General features: G+C 69.9%; 17 protein-coding genes. 12 read left to right on the forward strand and 5 right to left on the reverse strand.

Annotated elements, in window-relative coordinates; translation table 11 throughout:
- Positions 1–92: 92 nt before the first annotated feature.
- The 6 genes from ACIPSA_RS39840 (at position 93) to ACIPSA_RS39865 (ending at position 3701) form a co-directional block, all read left to right on the forward strand.
- On the forward strand, positions 93–1049 hold the full coding sequence (locus ACIPSA_RS39840) for a type II secretion system F family protein (RefSeq protein ID WP_402644268.1): 957 nt from the start codon (positions 93–95) through the stop codon (positions 1047–1049).
- Positions 1046–1966, forward strand: coding sequence for a type II secretion system F family protein (locus ACIPSA_RS39845; protein ID WP_402644116.1), 921 nt, complete (start codon positions 1046–1048; stop codon positions 1964–1966). Before ACIPSA_RS39840 ends, ACIPSA_RS39845 begins: the two co-directional genes overlap by 4 nt.
- A 97-nt stretch (positions 1967–2063) precedes the next feature.
- Positions 2064–2324: a hypothetical protein gene (locus tag ACIPSA_RS39850; RefSeq protein WP_402644119.1), complete on the forward strand. Its 261-nt coding sequence runs from the start codon at positions 2064–2066 to the stop codon at positions 2322–2324.
- A gap of 25 nt (positions 2325–2349) precedes the next feature.
- Positions 2350–2811 (forward strand): TadE family protein, encoded by a 462-nt coding sequence (locus ACIPSA_RS39855; RefSeq protein ID WP_402644121.1) that lies wholly within the window; start codon positions 2350–2352, stop codon positions 2809–2811.
- The gene (locus tag ACIPSA_RS39860) at positions 2812–3243 is read left to right on the forward strand and encodes a TadE/TadG family type IV pilus assembly protein (RefSeq protein WP_402644122.1); all 432 of its coding nucleotides are present in this window, start codon (positions 2812–2814) and stop codon (positions 3241–3243) included. It begins immediately after the preceding gene.
- Positions 3240–3701, forward strand: a complete 462-nt coding sequence (locus ACIPSA_RS39865) for a TadE/TadG family type IV pilus assembly protein (RefSeq protein WP_402644125.1) — start codon at positions 3240–3242, stop codon at positions 3699–3701. The genes ACIPSA_RS39860 and ACIPSA_RS39865 overlap by 4 nt, the downstream gene beginning before the upstream one ends.
- A 49-nt stretch (positions 3702–3750) precedes the next feature.
- Here ACIPSA_RS39865 and ACIPSA_RS39870 read toward each other — a convergent pair whose 3' ends face one another.
- Entirely contained in the window at positions 3751–3933 is a 183-nt protein-coding gene (locus tag ACIPSA_RS39870; protein WP_402644127.1) for a DUF397 domain-containing protein, read from the reverse strand.
- An 8-nt stretch (positions 3934–3941) separates the two neighbouring features.
- Positions 3942–4793: a helix-turn-helix domain-containing protein gene (locus tag ACIPSA_RS39875; RefSeq protein WP_402644130.1), complete on the reverse strand. Its 852-nt coding sequence runs from the start codon at positions 4791–4793 to the stop codon at positions 3942–3944.
- A gap of 222 nt (positions 4794–5015) precedes the next feature.
- Here ACIPSA_RS39875 and ACIPSA_RS39880 point away from each other — a divergent pair, with 222 nt between their 5' ends.
- The gene (locus tag ACIPSA_RS39880) at positions 5016–5426 is read left to right on the forward strand and encodes an ATP-binding protein (RefSeq protein WP_402644133.1); all 411 of its coding nucleotides are present in this window, start codon (positions 5016–5018) and stop codon (positions 5424–5426) included.
- Between the two features lie 15 nt (positions 5427–5441).
- On the opposite strand, the gene ACIPSA_RS39885 is transcribed toward ACIPSA_RS39880, so the two are convergent.
- Together ACIPSA_RS39885 and ACIPSA_RS39890 are read right to left on the reverse strand one after the other, a co-directional pair.
- Positions 5442–6491 carry a hypothetical protein gene (locus ACIPSA_RS39885; RefSeq protein ID WP_402644271.1) on the reverse strand — a complete coding sequence of 350 codons (1050 nt, stop codon included), beginning with the start codon at positions 6489–6491 and terminating at the stop codon, positions 5442–5444.
- On the reverse strand, positions 6491–7144 hold the full coding sequence (locus ACIPSA_RS39890) for a hypothetical protein (protein WP_402644135.1): 654 nt from the start codon (positions 7142–7144) through the stop codon (positions 6491–6493). Before ACIPSA_RS39890 ends, ACIPSA_RS39885 begins: the two co-directional genes overlap by 1 nt.
- Before the next feature lie 303 nt (positions 7145–7447).
- Between ACIPSA_RS39890 and ACIPSA_RS39895 the strand changes: the two genes are divergently transcribed.
- From ACIPSA_RS39895 to ACIPSA_RS39910, 4 genes are all read left to right on the forward strand, one after another.
- Complete coding sequence (locus tag ACIPSA_RS39895) at positions 7448–10414, forward strand: BTAD domain-containing putative transcriptional regulator (protein ID WP_402644138.1); 2967 nt, start codon at positions 7448–7450, stop codon at positions 10412–10414.
- Positions 10411–11139 (forward strand): prepilin peptidase, encoded by a 729-nt coding sequence (locus ACIPSA_RS39900; protein ID WP_402644141.1) that lies wholly within the window; start codon positions 10411–10413, stop codon positions 11137–11139. The genes ACIPSA_RS39895 and ACIPSA_RS39900 overlap by 4 nt, the downstream gene beginning before the upstream one ends.
- A gap of 124 nt (positions 11140–11263) precedes the next feature.
- The gene (mqnC, locus tag ACIPSA_RS39905; protein WP_402644144.1) at positions 11264–12478 is read left to right on the forward strand and encodes a cyclic dehypoxanthinyl futalosine synthase; all 1215 of its coding nucleotides are present in this window, start codon (positions 11264–11266) and stop codon (positions 12476–12478) included.
- A gap of 51 nt (positions 12479–12529) precedes the next feature.
- Positions 12530–13129: an imidazolonepropionase-like domain-containing protein gene (locus tag ACIPSA_RS39910; RefSeq protein WP_402644146.1), complete on the forward strand. Its 600-nt coding sequence runs from the start codon at positions 12530–12532 to the stop codon at positions 13127–13129.
- Positions 13130–13167: 38 nt separating this feature from the next.
- Here ACIPSA_RS39910 and ACIPSA_RS39915 read toward each other — a convergent pair whose 3' ends face one another.
- A complete protein-coding gene (locus tag ACIPSA_RS39915; protein WP_402644147.1) occupies positions 13168–14211 on the reverse strand; it encodes a chitinase in 1044 nt (347 codons plus the stop codon).
- Positions 14212–14601: 390 nt separating this feature from the next.
- On the opposite strand from ACIPSA_RS39915, the gene ACIPSA_RS39920 reads away from it, so the two are divergent.
- Positions 14602–14907, forward strand: coding sequence for a hypothetical protein (locus ACIPSA_RS39920; RefSeq protein ID WP_402644150.1), 306 nt, complete (start codon positions 14602–14604; stop codon positions 14905–14907).
- Positions 14908–14926 lie beyond the last annotated feature (19 nt).

Consider the following 14926-nt stretch of genomic DNA (forward strand, 5'->3'; position numbering starts at 1 on the left):
TGACGTACTCAGCGCCCGCCTACGAGGCTCTCGGCCACGAGGCTCTCGGTCACAAGGCTCTCGCCTACGAGGCTCTCGGCTCCCTCGGCTCCATGGGCGGCCTCTTCTCCACCGAGGTCCTGTACTCCATCGGCAGCGGTGTCGCCGTCGGCGGCGGACTCGCGCTGCTGATGGTCGCCGTACGCGGACTGCCCGCCAAGCCCGAGCACGAGAAGCAGAAGGCGAACGAACGGGCCGCCGAGCTCGTCCGGTTCGCCGGGCAGCGCGGCTCGCTCGCCGCCATCGTCGGGCTCGCCGTCCTGCTGCTCACGCGCTGGGCGGTGGCCGGCATCGCGGCCGGTGTCCTGGTCTTCTTCTGGGACCGCCTCTTCGGCGGCGCCGCCGAGGAACGGGCCGCCATGCGCCGCGTGGAGGCCCTCGCCTCCTGGACGGAGTCCCTGCGCGACACGATCGCCGGTGCCGTCGGCCTGGAGCAGGCCATCCCGGCCTCCGCCCGCGCCGCAGCCCCGGTCCTGCGCCCCCATCTCGACGCCCTCGTGGACAAGTTGCGCGCCCGCACCCCGCTGCCGGACGCGCTCCAGATGCTCGCCGACGAGATCGACGACGCGTCCGCGGACATCATCGTGGCGGCACTGATCCTCAACGCCCGTCTCCGCGGCCCGGGTCTGCGCCAGGTCCTGGGCGCGCTGGCCAAGTCGGCCCGCGAGGAGGTCGACATGCGCCAGCGCGTGATGGCCCAGCGCGCCTCGACCCGGCGCTCGGTGCAGATCGTGGTCGCGGTGTCGATCGCGTTCGTCCTCGGCCTCGCCGTCTTCAACCGCGACTTCGTGAAGCCGTACGGCACCGCGGTCGGCCAGCTCGTGCTCGCCCTGGTCTGCGCCCTGTTCGCCCTGGGCTTCTGGTGGCTGCGCAAGCTGTCGACGATCGAGACGCCCGAGCGCTTCCTGGTCCGCGACGAGTCCTCGGTGCAGTTCGTACGGCCCCACACCCCGGCCCAACAGGGCGCCCAGCCCCAGCCGTTCCAGCCGGAAGAAGGCGTACGCCGGTGAACCTGACGATGCCGATCATGGTCGGCGTGGCCTTCGGACTGGGCGTCTACGCGCTCGTCCGCGCCCTCATGCCGACCAAGCGCAGCGCGGTCGCGCAGGTCGCCCGGATCGACGCGATGCGGGCGCGCGGCACGGCGTACGAGTCGGTCCGGCAGACCAAGGACACCGGACGATTCGGTTCGCTGCGGGCCGAGATCGGCGCCCGTGTCTCCGAGTTCTACCTCCAACAGGGGTGGGAACAGCGCTCGCTGCGCGCGGATCTGGCCGTCCTGGACCGCAGCTGGGAGAAGTTCCTGGCGACGAAGGTCCTGCTGGCCACGGCCGGTCTGTTCTTCGGCCCGTTCCTGTTCGCGGTGGTCTGGACGCTGGGCTTCGGCTCCAGCCCGGCCATCCCGGTCTGGCTGGCCCTGCTCTTCGCGGCGCTGTTCTTCTTCCTGCCCGACCTGGAGGTACGGCGGGACGCGGCCGACAAGCGGCGCGACCTGCGGCGTGTGATCGGGGCGTACCTGGACCTGGTGTCGATGAGCCTGGCGGGCGGCCGCGGTCTCCCCGAGGCCCTCATGGCGGCGGCCGAGGTCTCCGACGGCTGGGCCAACCAGCGCATCCGCAACGCCCTTTCCGACGCCCGTATCACCGGAGTCAGCCAGTGGCAGGCGCTCGGCGCGCTCGGCGAAGAGCTGGGTGTGGAGGAGCTGAAGGACCTCTCCGCCTCGCTGGCCCTGGTCGCCGACGACGGCGCCAAGGTCCGCGAGTCGCTCGCCTCCCGCGCCGAGACCATGCGGCACCGCGAACTCGCCGAGATCGAGGGCAGCGCGGGCGAGAAGTCGCAGTCGATGCTCGTGGCCCAGCTGCTGCTGTGCGCCGGCTTCCTGGTGTTCCTGATCTTCCCGGCGGCGATGCGGGTGTTCCAGGTGTGAACCGTTCGACTCGTACGAATCGTCCTACGTCCCGTATCCGCTCCATCCACTGCCCAGACAACCGACCGAGTTGAGCTGAGCCGAGAGGACAACTCCCATGACCGACCGCACTGTCCGTACCGTCCGCACCGGAATCCCGGCGGTGGACTTCCTCGTCACCTTCCTTCAGGCCCGCGTGGAGCGGGCCCGCTCCGGTGAACTGGACCGCGGCGCCTCCGCGGTCGAGTGGGTCATCATCTCCGCGGTCGTCGTGGCGATCGTCGGCGTGGTGGCCGCGATCATCAACACGGCGCTGAGCGACGGCGCCAACAAGGTCGGCGACTGCATCAAGGGCGCCAGCGCGAGCAAGACCTGCTGACCGCACGGACGACACGACGACGGGGATGACGGGGTTGTTTACGGGCCTGGGCAGATGGGCGCGCCGCCGCGCCGATGCCGCGCGCGGCGAGGCCGGTGACTCCGGCATGACCGCGATCGAGTTCGTGCTGCTCACTCCCGTCCTGTTCTTCATGATCTTCGCGACGGTCCAGTTCGCCCTGTACTTCTTCGCCGACCACGTGGCCCAGGCGGCGGCCCAGGCGGGCGCCCGCAAGGCCCGCGCCACGGCCGACGAACAGCCGGGCGCGTGGCGTGGCGAGGCGCGGGACGTCGTCGACGCGTACATCCGGCAACTCGGGCCGCAGCTGGTCCTGTCGCCGGACGTGACGATGCTCCAGCCGGAGCAGAACACGGTGGGCGTGGAGATCTCGGCGCGGGTGCCGACGGTGTTCCCCGGACTGGACCTGACGGTGCACGCGCAGTCGTCGGGTCCGGTGGAGCGGTTCGTGAAGGACGGGGGGAACTAGATGGACTTCGCCTCCGTGCGGGAGCGGATCACCGATGACGACCGGGGCCTGTCGACCGTCGAGGTCGTGATCCTCGCCCCGGTGATGATCATGTTCATCCTGGTCCTGGTGGCCTTCGGCCAGCTGGTCGACGGCCGGGGCGCGCTGGACGGAGCCGCGCGCGACGCGGCCCGCGCGGGCTCCATCCAGAAGGACCACGCCACGGCGATGGCGGAGGCCCGCAAGGCCGCCGAGGCGGACCTCGCGGACGTCTGCTCCGGTCCGGTGTCCGTCGTGCAGAAGAGCGCGGGTTTCGACCCGGATGTGGACCCGTTCTTCACGGTGGAGGTGAGCTGCCAGGTCCGTGGCCTGGCGATGCTCGGCCTGGACGTCCCCACCCATCTGTCCGCCAGCTTCTCCTCGTCGCTGGACCCGTTCCGGAGGTCGGCGTGAGGGATGCCGTACGGACCTGGTGGTCCACTCGTCGCAGCAGGCTGGACGACCGGGGCTCGGGCGCCGGGGCGGTGATCATCTTCGCCCTGGTCTTCCTGTCCCTGGCCGCGTTCGTGATCGACGGCGGCCTGTCCATCTCCAAGCGCGAACGGGCCGCCGACATCGCGGAACAGGCGGCCCGCTACGCCGCCCAGGACATCGACAAGGCAGCCCTCTACGAGAACCAGGGCGGCGCGGCCCCGATCAACTTCCAGAACTGCGACGCGCGGGTGAAGGCCTTCGCCCGCGAGATGGACATGTCCGGCGCCGACATCGCCGCGACCCACTGCGTGGCGGCCGACGCCGACCAGGTGGAGGTCGAGGTCCAGCTCACCTACGAGCCCGTCTTCACCGGCATGTTCTACGGCGGGAACGTCGTCGTCCACGGCCGGGCGGAGGCGGAGAACGAGGTCGGCTGAGACGTGGCCGACTCCGTCTTCGGCCTGGGGGACGTCGACGGTGTGACGGTCACCCTTGGCGGAGGTGGCCTATGAGTGCCGCGAGTTGGGGGCGGGAGGTTTCGAGGACGGTGGTGGGGGAGTCGCTCTCGCGGAGGAGGAGGATGTTGTCCGAGGTCGCGAGTTCGAGGCAGTTGTTGCCGTCGCCGCCACCGGAGTAGGACGACTTCTGCCAGTTGACGGTGATGGTCATGGCGCGCCTCACAGCTCCTTCGTCAGCTTGTGGATGAAGTCACGCGAACGGGCGGGTTCGAGTGACACAGCCTCCACCTTACGGAAAAGGGTTCGAAAGGAGCGGAGTTGGGCTTCGGAATCGATCAGTGCCGTTCCATGAGGCGCGTCGCGCACGGCGGTGTCCAGCTTGGTCACAGGTCCACCCACGTACATCATGGCGCTCCCGGCTCCGCCGAAGCCGTCCAGGTCGAAGGGGATGACGCGGACCGCGATGTGATCCGCTTCGGAGAGCAGCAGGACCTGGGTGAGCTGAGCTCGCGCGGCGGCGCGGTCGCCGACCCTGATACGTAGCGCGGCCTCGTGGATCACTGCTTCGTACGGGATCGGATCGGCACCTTCTAGAACGGTCCTCCGTTGCATCCGGTGCCTGACGCGCAGCTCCGTGTCCTCCCCGGGGAGTTCCGGAACCCGGTAGGAGAAGACAGCGCGGGCGTAGTCCTCCGTCTGGAGAAGGCCTGGGATGGTCAGGAACTCGATGTCATGCCGGTAGGCGGCGTGGTGCTCCAGCTCGGCGAGATCCAGGAACGAGGTCGGCAGCAGACCGCGGAATTCCTCCCACCACCCGCGTGTACGGTCGGCGGCCATCGCCACCAGTCCTGCGATCAGTGCATCGTCAGTGCACGCGTAATGGGCGGCGAGTTGGCGTACGCGCGCCTCGCTCACCCCAGCCGTGCCGAACTCGATCTGGCTGATCTGAGCCGAATCCGTGCCGAGCAACGCGGCAGCGTCGCGCCCCTTGAGCCCGGCGGCTTCACGAAGCTTTCGCAGCTCGGAGCCCAGACGCTCCTGACGTGCGGTGGGTTGCTGCCTACGCGGCATCGCTTCCTCCTCGCCCCGAACTGCCTGATGGCAGCGACTCGTTCGAGGGGAAGATTACGGCAACGACTTGCGATGTCCCAAATTGTGGCCCTACCTTCGGTGACGCGACGCACACGCTGCGAAATCGCCGGGACCCCGGAAGCGCACCACTCCGTCATGCCGTGACGGCTGAGGCAATGCCACCGCCCCGCCCGAATCCCCACCACCGAATCGGAGATCACCATGCATATGGATACCGAGCCCTGGGAGTACGTCCTCCACATCCCCCACGACGTCAGAGCGGTCACCGTCTGCCGCCGTACCCTCCGGCTGATCCTGACGATCCACGGCTTGATCCGCCTGACGGACATCGCCGAGCTTCTCGCGACGGAGCTGGTCTCCAACGCCGTACGGCACACGAAGGGACCGGCCGCGCTCAGGCTGGTCTGGAAGGACGGTGTGCTGCGCATCGGCGCCTGGGACGCCGACCCCCGACCGCCGGAACCTCCGCTGCCGCCGGCCGACTTGGCGGAAGCGGAGGAGGGGCGGGGCCTTGGTCTCGTCCGGGCGTGCGCGGATCTGTGGGGATGGAACCCGCTGTCCAGAAACGGTCACTGGGGAAAATACGTGTGGTGCGAATTGTCCGCCGCGTAGCGGCTCGCCATGGGGTCAGTGGTTGACCGACTGGATCTCCTGGACGTTCATGTCCTGTGTGGTCTCGAACGTGCCGTCGGGCAGGTCGCCGCCGCTGCCGTCGGAGCCCTTCCAGCTGATCTGCCAGGTGATGCTCGCCTTCAGTTGGTACGGGGTGCCGTTGGAGGCGTGCAGGTAGGTGATGCCGCAGGGCGGGGTCTTGTCCGCGTCGGCCTTCTCGTACGGCTCGCCGATCGAACCGTCGTCGTTGATGGTGCAGTCACCGGAGGCAGGGATGGTCTCGGCGTCCGGCGTGCCCGGGTCGAGGTGGAGGGCCACCGGCTTGGCGGTCGTCTCCGCCCAGAGGCCGGTGTCGGGGAGCTCCGCGCGGACCTTGACCTCCCTGAAGGTGCCCTTGTCCAGCCACACCCAGGTCGGGATCTTGACCGTGGACTTGGCCGTCGGCTTCAACTCGACCGAGGTGGTGGGTACCTTGATCTTGTTGTAGGCGTAGTCGGCGAGGGTCTCGGGGGTGGGGGCGTTCTCCACCTTGGGGATCTGGCCGGCAGGGACCCAGAACATCAGCCGGCTGCACAGCGAGGTGTCGTCGATGGAGACGACGTCCGGGGCGACTCCGCGCCAGAAGTAGCCGTCCTTGCCGAGGTTGTAGTTCTTGTAGCCCTTCACGGTGGACGGGGAGGTGAAGATGGTGATCGCGTCCTTCTCGTCCTTGAAGTGGTCGGTCCAGAGCTTCGATCCGTACCACCCGTCTCGCAGGCCGGCGTCGCCATTGCCGTTGTTCTCGGCGAAGTCCTTCAGCTGCGCGGGGGAGAAGACGGGCTCGTACCAGCACGGCGGAGGCTTCCAGTTCACGTCCGTGGAGGAGAGGGTGCCCCGCTTACCGCTGGTGGGGCCGCTGATCTGAGTGACCTTGATGCGGGACTGGGATGCCGACGCCGAGATGGTGCCCTGGCCGTTCGACCCCCCTTTGACACCACCGCCTCCCACGGCATGAGCCGGTGACGACGCGAGAGCGGTCGACATGAGCGCGGCGGTGATCAGCGATGCCCAGCCGTGGAACCTCATCACGAGCAGCCGCCCCTCGTGCCCTTGGTCGACACGTTCTGCCAGACGCCCTGCTTGTTCTTGCCCAGGCTGACGACGTAGAGGACGTGCGGGTTCGTTCCTGCGGGATTGCCCTCCACTTCCTTGGTCTTCCGGTTCCTCGTGTAGGCCTTGTTCTCGTTGGTGCAGTACGAGAGAGATGCGGCTTTCTTGTCGGCGGAGAAGATGACCTTGGCGTCGTACGCGGGCAGCTTCCCGAACACGGTGAGGTTCTTGCTCGTGTATGTCTTGATCCACTGCTGTGACTGCAGGATGGCGGTGTCGGTGTCGTAGAAGGCCAGAGCCGCACCGCCGTCGGGGTTGTTCGCGGTGATCGCCGCGTACCCCGCCTTGAGTTCTTCCCTGGCGTCGTTGAGCACCGCCTGCTTCATCGCGTCGCTGCTCGTCCAGTTCTCGAACGTGAGCTGGAAACTGCTCGGCAGGCTGATCACCGGGCGCTTGACGTCCGACACTGCCGACGACGACGCCGAGGCGGAGGCCGACGGGCTCTTCGACCCCGTGTCCGCCCCCTTGATGTCGTCCGTCTTGCCGCCTCCGCCTCCGCCTCCACAGGCGGTCAGCAGCAGTGCCGCGGTGGTTGTCAAAGTGGTCAGGGTCAGGATGCGGCGGGCCACGGTTGAGTCTCCCCCGGAGTTCGGCGTGTGCAGCTGAGAACGAAGCTATCAGGGGCGTATGACGGTGACTTGAGTGGCCGTGGGGGATCGTGCGGGGATTGTGAAGGGGTGGTGCGTGACCGTCCTGAGGCCAACTTCCCTCAGAAGTAAATCAATTGGATATTTCGGGGTGAATAGGGTGGCGATCGGCCTTCCGATCCCCATCCACCTCTTCGACGCTGTCGGTCCCACTCAATAGGATCTCTGTAGGCTCGACCCACCCCCCGAACCAACTCCTCCCACACACGACCCAGGACACCCGCCATGGCGCGACGCAGGACATCAAGCTCGACGGGAAGCCCGACGGGCCCGCGGAACCGGACACCGCAGCCGGTGCGTATCCGGCGGCGTTCGTTCGGGGACTTCGTCAAGGCCTTCTTCGCGTTCGTCGCCCTGCTCGTGCTTGTCGTCGGCGTGCCCGGCGCGCTGGCCATGAGCGTCGGGTGGCCGCTGCCGCACGGAGCGCCGTCGCTCGACTGGTTGCAGCAGGAGATCACCGTCACGACCTTCCTGCACGTCCTCACCGTGATCGTGTGGCTCGCCTGGGCCCAGTTCACGGCCTGCGTGCTGGTGGAGGTCAAGGCCGCGCTGTCCGGCGTGGGGATCCCGGGGCGGGTACCCGGCTCCGGCCCCAGCCAGCTGCTCGCCCGGCAGCTCGTCGCCGCGCTGCTGCTCGTCGGTGCCACCGCGGCCAGCCTCACGCCGGGGCTCTCGCAGCTCGGCCACAGCCTGGAGGGGAACCAGAAGGGGACGGTCGCCGCGGCCCAGCAGACCCCGGGGCTGTTCGCGCAGCAGCAGGAGCAGGCCGCGAGCACCGCGGCCGCCCTCGCCGAGCAGGCCTCGCACGCCGCCGCCCAGGCCGACGCCGGGGGTGGCACCGCCAAGCACGGCGACACGAAGTACTACCGGATCCAGCCGCCCGAGGGGCGCCACCACGACTCCCTCTGGGAGATAGCGCAGCGGCACCTCGGCGACGGCCGCCGGTACAAGGAGATCTACGAGCTCAACAAGGACCGGATCCAGCCCGACGGTTCGCGCCTCTCCGAGGCCAGCCTCATCCGTCCCGGCTGGATCATGGAGATGCCGGGCGACGCTCACGGCGGCGAACTCGTCGAGAACCCCGACGCCCACGTCTCCCACGACGTGCGGCAGCAGATCGCCGACTACGCCAAGACCGGCGACCACGCTCAGGAACAGGGGCACGGGCAGCAGGCGGACGGGACCCAGGGCTCCGGCGCCTCCCAGGTCTCCGTGCCCGCGCAGCGGCCCGCCTCCGACGGGGGAGAGGGACAGCAGCACGTCACCCCCGCCACCCCCGCCGCCGACAGCAGCTCCGGCAGCCACTCCTTCGGCCTCCCCGAAGCCCTCATCGGTGCCCCCCTCCTCGCGGCCGGCCTCCTCGGCGCCCTTGGTCGCCGGCGTCGGCAGGCGCTGTGGCAGTCGGCGCTCGGGACCCTCGGCGGGCGGCGCGGCATGGAGCCGCCGACGCCGACCGGGGACGCCCAGGACGTCCAGGACGCGCTGCTCGTCGGGGCCGATCCGGAAGGCGTACGGCTGCTCGACCGGTCGTTGCGGGGCCTGGCCGCCTCCCTCGCCGCCGAGTCGCGCGCGCTGCCCGTCGTCTACGCCGCCTGGCTCAGCAACGGCGACCTGCACCTCCAGCTCGCCCAGCCGGCCGGAAAGCCCCCGGCGCCCTGGCAGGTCGGGCAGGACCAGACGTTCTGGATGCTGTCCCGGACGGACGCCGCGAGGTACGAGGACGTCGACACCGCGGCGCCGTACCCAGGTCTCGTCAGCCTCGGCACCATGGACGACTCCCGTCTCCTGCTCAACCTGGAGGCCGTGCCCGGCATCGTCTCCCTGAGCGGCCGCGAGGCCGACCGGGCCGCCGTGTTCGCCTCCGTCGCCGCCGAACTCGCCACCAACGGCTGGTCGGACCGGATGACCATCACCCTCGTCGGCTTCGGCGAGGACCTCACCGCGCTCGCCCCCAACCGGCTGCGCCACCTCGACGGCATCGAGGCCCTCATCGAGACGATGGAGGCCGAGACCCGGCAGCGGCGCGGCGCCCTCGGCGCCGCCGGGCACGACTCCGTGCTCACCGGCCGCTCCGGGCCCGCCCAGCACACCCGTTGGGCCCCGCACCTCGTCCTGCTCGCCGCCCAGCCGTCCGCCGAGGACGCCGTCAAGCTCGCCGAACTCGCCGCCGACGCCAGCCGTCTCGGCATCGGCTACCTCGTCGGCGCCGAGACCGGCGATCTGCCCGGCGCCGCCTGGGAGATGGAGATCACGACCGAGGGCAAGCTGCTCGCGCCGCTGCTCGGGCTGGAGCTCGACGCCCAGCTCCTGCCCGCCGTCCAGCAGCGCGCGGTCGTCGAGCTGTTCGTCGAGGCCGACCCCGAGCGCGACCCGGACGGGCCGACCACCACCCCGCCGTTCCTCGTCGACGTCAGCGAGCAGGGGCGGCCCGCGGTGTACGCGCGGCTCGTCGGGCCGTACGAGATCATCGGTCTCGGCACCCCGGACGGAGAGCGCAGTGTGCTGCTCCACGAGGCGCTCGCCCTGCTGCTCCTGCACCGCGAGGGCGTGCACCCGCGCGTGCTCGCCTCCGCGTTGTGGCCGCGCGGGGTCACCGAGGACGTACGGGACGCGCTCGTCGAGCGGTTGCGCGCCTGGCTCGGCACGGACCCCGACGGCACGCCCCGGCTCGGCGTCGACGCGACCGGGCGGCTCACGCTCGCCAAGTCCGTCGTCTCCGACCTGGACGTGCTGCGCTCCCTGTACCACGAGGCCACCCAGGGCAAGGGCGTCGACAGCCGCGCCGTACGCGGACGGCTGCTCACCGACGCGCTGGTCCTGGTCCGCGGACCGCTCCTCGCCGACCGTGCCGAGGGCCGCTACCGCTGGCTCACCCACGAGATCATCGACGCCCAACTCCCGCTGCTGGTGGCCGACATCGGCCTCGCCCTGTCGGCGTTCCACCTGGAGAAGGACCGCGCGGGGAAGGCGATCGAGGCGCTGAACGCCGCCCTGAACTCGGCCCCGGACGACGAGCGCCTGTGGAACGAGCTCCTGCGCGCCACCCACGCCACCGGCGACACCGCCCGCGTCCGCTCGCTCGCCGTCGACCTCCTCGGCCGCAGCGGCGCCCGCGGCCTGCCGCCGCGCACGGAGGCGCTCCTCGACGAACTCCTCCCGACCTGGCGCGACGGCGCCGCCGCGGCGGGATGAGCGACCTCCTGCTGATCGCCGCCGCAGCGCTGTGGGGTGCGGCGGCGGGGACGTTGCTGCCCCGGGCGGCCTACCGCTTCTCCGCCCCCGAGGGGGAGGAGTGGCGGACCCTGTGTCCGGGCGGACATCCGGTACGGGGGTGGATCGGCCGGGGCCGATGCCCGGAGTGCGCGGAGCCCTCGTACGGCCCCGGCGCTCTCGTCCTAGCCACGGTCTCCGCCCTCGTGTGTGCGGCCCTGGCCGCGGCCACCGGCACCCGGCCCGAGCTCGGTGTCTGGCTGCTGCTCGCGCCGTTCTGGGTGCTGCTGGCGGTCATCGACTTCCGGGTGCGGCGGCTGCCGGACCCGCTGACGCTGCCGCTCGCGGGCGCCGCCCTGGTTCTGCTGGGCCTGGTCTCCCTGTTGCCCGAGCACGCCGGCCACTGGCTCACCGCGCTGTACGGCGCCCTCGCCCTCGGCGCCGGCTACCTCGTGCTCTGGCTCATCAATCCCGGGGGCATGGGCTTCGGGGACGTGAAACTGGCGCTCGGGGCGGGGGCCGTACTGGGCTGGTACGGGTGGCCGACCGTGATGCTGGGCACCTTCGCCGGATTCCTGCTCGGGGCGCTCTACGGCGGTGCCCTGGTCGTCGCGGGGCGGGCGGGGCGCAAGACGGCGATAGCGTTCGGGCCGTTCCTGATCGCGGGGGCCCTCGCGGGGGTACTGATCGGCGCGTACGCGGCCTGAGGTCAGGCGGATGAAAGCCCTGGCGTAGGCTGGTTCGGTCCGCCCACCCGTCTCCCACCACCACCCTTGTTTCGAGCGCTTCGCGCACTGTCCATCTTTAACCCTTGACGAAAGGGACGCTCCGGTGACCGAGAAGGCCGACCTCACGTCTTTTGATGTCACAGCCGTCCTCGACCGTGCCGCAGCGGGCGGACGCATCACGCCCGAGGAGGCGCTCGTCCTCTACCGCGACGCCCCGCTGCACGCGCTCGGCGCCGCCGCCGACGCCGTGCGCCGCCGCAACTACGCGGGCGTCGAGCACATCGCGACGTACATCATCGAGCGCAACATCAACTACACGAACGTGTGCGTCACGGCGTGCAAGTTCTGCGCCTTCTACGCCGCCCCCAAGGACACCGCCAAGGGCTGGACCCGCGACCTCGACGACATCCTGCGCCGGTGCGCGGAGACCGTGGAGCTGGGCGGCACGCAGATCATGTTCCAGGGCGGGCACCACCCGGACTACGGCGTCGAGTACTACGAGAAGCACTTCGCCGCCATCAAGAAGGAGTTCCCGCAGCTCGTCATCCACAGCCTGGGGGCGAGCGAGGTCGAGCACATGGCCCGGATCTCGAAGGTGTCGGTCGAGGAGGCCATCACCCGGATCAACGAGGCCGGTCTCGACTCCTTCGCAGGCGCCGGTGCCGAGTTGCTGCCGGAGCGGCCGCGCAAGGCCATCGCCCCGCTGAAGGAGAGCGGCGAGCGCTGGCTGGAGATCATGGAGACCGCGCACAAGCTGGGCGTGGAGTCGACGTCGACGATGCTCATGGGCACCGGCGAGACCAACGCCGAGCGCATCGAGCACCTGCGGATGATCCGGGACGTGCAGGACCGCACGGGCGGCTTCCGGGCCTTCATCCCGTACACCTACCAGCCCGAGAACAACCACCTGAAGGGCCGCACGCAGGCCACGCTCTTCGAGTACCTGCGGATGATCGCGATCGCCCGCCTCTTCCTCGACAACGTCCGGCACATCCAGGGCTCCTGGCTGACCACGGGCAAGGAGGTCGGCCAGCTGTCCCTGCACTACGGCGCCGACGACCTCGGCTCGATCATGCTGGAGGAGAACGTCGTCTCCTCGGCCGGTGCCAAGCACCGCTCCAACCGCCTGGAGATCATCGACCTGATCCGCAAGGCGGGGCGTGTCCCGGCGCAGCGCTCGACAACGTACGAGCACCTCGTCGTCCACGACGACCCGGCGAACGACCCCGTCGACGAGCGGGTGATGTCGCACATCTCGTCGACGGCGATCGAGGGCGGCACGGCACATCCCGAGCTGAAGCTGCTCGCGTCCAACTAGAGCCGACCAGAGCCGACTAGAGCCGACCAGAGCCGACCGATCAGGGGTTCCGTGCTGACACTTCACGTCGCCGAGCAGTCGCCCGAGGCGGCGGTACTGGTCGATGGGGCGTCCGTCGCCGCCGTCGGCCCGTACCAGGAACTGGCCGCCGCCCACCCGCGGGCGCGGGTGCGGCGCTGGCCCGGCATCCTCACGCCGGGACTGCTGAACCCGTACGGCCCGGAGCTGCTGGAGGCCACCTACCATCCGGACCCGCGCGAGGCCGATGCCCTCGGTACCGAGCCCATCGGCGGGGAGCGGGCGTGGGAGATCTTCCGCACCGACCCCGCCCGCCTCGGCGCGAGCGCGCGGCGCGGGGTGCAACGGATGCTGGCGCACGGCACGGTGGCGGTGGCCGGTGAGCTGCGGTCGCGGGCCGTGGTCGACGCGGTGCGCAGGGCCGGACTCGCGGTGGGACAGCGGCCGGACCGGCTCCCGGGCCCGGCGGCGCTGTCGCCCACCCCGCTGATCCTGCTGCCGCGGCTGGTGCCGGGCGGTCCCGCCCGATTCGCCGTGTTCGACGTCTCGGACCGCGCCGAACTGGTCCGGCGCGGCGCCGGGACTTGCGTGGCGACCGTGATCGGAGGGCGGCTGGTGTACCGCGGCCGCTGATCCCGGCATGTGCCACCACTCGTCCGGGGAACGCCGGCTCAGCCCGCGAACGCCTTCGCGAACGCCCCCGAACTCTGCTTCACCCCGCTGCAGTCGGTCGCCGCGTCGTCGGACGAAGAGTCGTCGGACGAGGAGTCGTCGTCCGCGCACTGCTGGTCCCGGAACGTCGACCACATCGACACCCAGGCGATCTCCTTCTCCTCGGCGAACTTCCGTACCTGGGCCGCGTCGGAGAGCGTGAACGTCTCGCCCGCGACGTCGTTGACGCCGATCATCGAGGTGAGCGCCATGCCCCGCCAGGCGTCCGCGTCGGACAGCCCGAATACCTTCTTCAGCTGGGTGTGGACGGCCTTGGCCGAGGTGAGGGCGTAGTCGCCCATGTCGCCGTCGTACGACTCGCTGTAGTTCATCGTCATGATGTTGACGCTGGAGACCTGGACGTCGTGGTCGTTGGCGGACTCCAGCAGTGCGAGTCCGTCCGAATCGAGTCCGTCGGGCATCACCGGGAGCGTGAAGGTGACCTCCAGGTCCGGCCGCTCCTTCTGGAGCAGGGCGATCGCCTCCGACCGCAGGGCGACCGAGTCGGAGTCGGTCAGCGTGTCGCCCTCGATGTCGAAGTCGGCCTGCGAGGAGCCGGCCGCGTCGAGCGCGTCGGCGTAGGCGGCGGCGAGCTTCGACGCGCTGGAGCAGGTCGTCGCCAGCTCCTTCCCGGACGCTCCGCCGAAGGAGACGCGGGCCGTGCCGCCGTCCTGTTTCAGCTTCGTGATACGGGACTTGACCGACGAGTCCGTGATCGCCTCGGTGCCGTTCCACTTCGGCGTGCACCTGCTGCCGCCGGAGATCACGAAGGCCAGGTTGTACGTCGTCGGCGAGCCCGCGGAATCGGTGTCGGCGGCCTCCGTGGCGCTGACGTAGGGGGCGTACGAGGTGGCCGCCTCCACTGCCTGCGGGGTCCCGGAGGCCGTCCGTTCCGGGGCCGCGGGCGCCGCGTCCGACATGGCGTCGGAGTTCGCGGAGCATCCCGTCACTGCCATGGCAAACAGGCAGGTAAGCCCGGTCACCGGCCTCAGGAAACTCCTCATTGCGCATGCACCCGCTCTCGTGATTTGTGTCTCAGGTCCGAAACAAAGCCTGATTCAAAAGGAAAACGTCTCATGCGGACGCGATGTTCATTCATTCGACGAATACACAGGGAATCCACGGGGAGTGTGTCGCAATTCCGGCCAACCGGGCGGAGCGAAAAGGGATTTTCGGTTGTTTCCGCTCTCCGGGGAGCAGCGCAGGTATTCATAGAATCTCTAAGGGAAAGGACAGGTTAAGGCGTCTCTCATGGGTCTCTCACAAGAACACCGCACACGGGCACATGGAGACTCTCTAATATCCGAGGAATGCAATCCGAACCCGCCATCGAAAGTCGCGCCGCCGGGCGCGGTCGCCAGCGCAAATATGGCAACGGGTCCGCCGAGGGGCCCGTGTTCGTTGACTCCTCCGGACGCCGGTCGAAGGTGCTGCGCCGCCTCGGACTGCTCATTGGTGTGGTCTGCATCGCTTACGCGGGGGTGCTGGGCGCGGCCTTCATGGGCTGGGGCACCTCGCTCACCCCGTCCTCGCTGATTCCCTTCGGCAACGGCGGGCGCGGCAACGCACCCGGCCTCCGGCCGCAGGGCGGCGTCGGCCGCCAGGCCGGCCTGCCGAGCGGCGTCCCGTCGGCGCGGCCCACGGGCACCGCCTCCCTGTCTCCGTCCTCGTCCGCGTCCGCGTCCGCGGACGCCAACTGACCGGAACGCAGGCCACCTT

It is taken from the genome of Streptomyces sp. NPDC086549, from assembly GCF_044746205.1.
Taxonomy (GTDB): Bacteria; Actinomycetota; Actinomycetes; order Streptomycetales; family Streptomycetaceae; genus Streptomyces.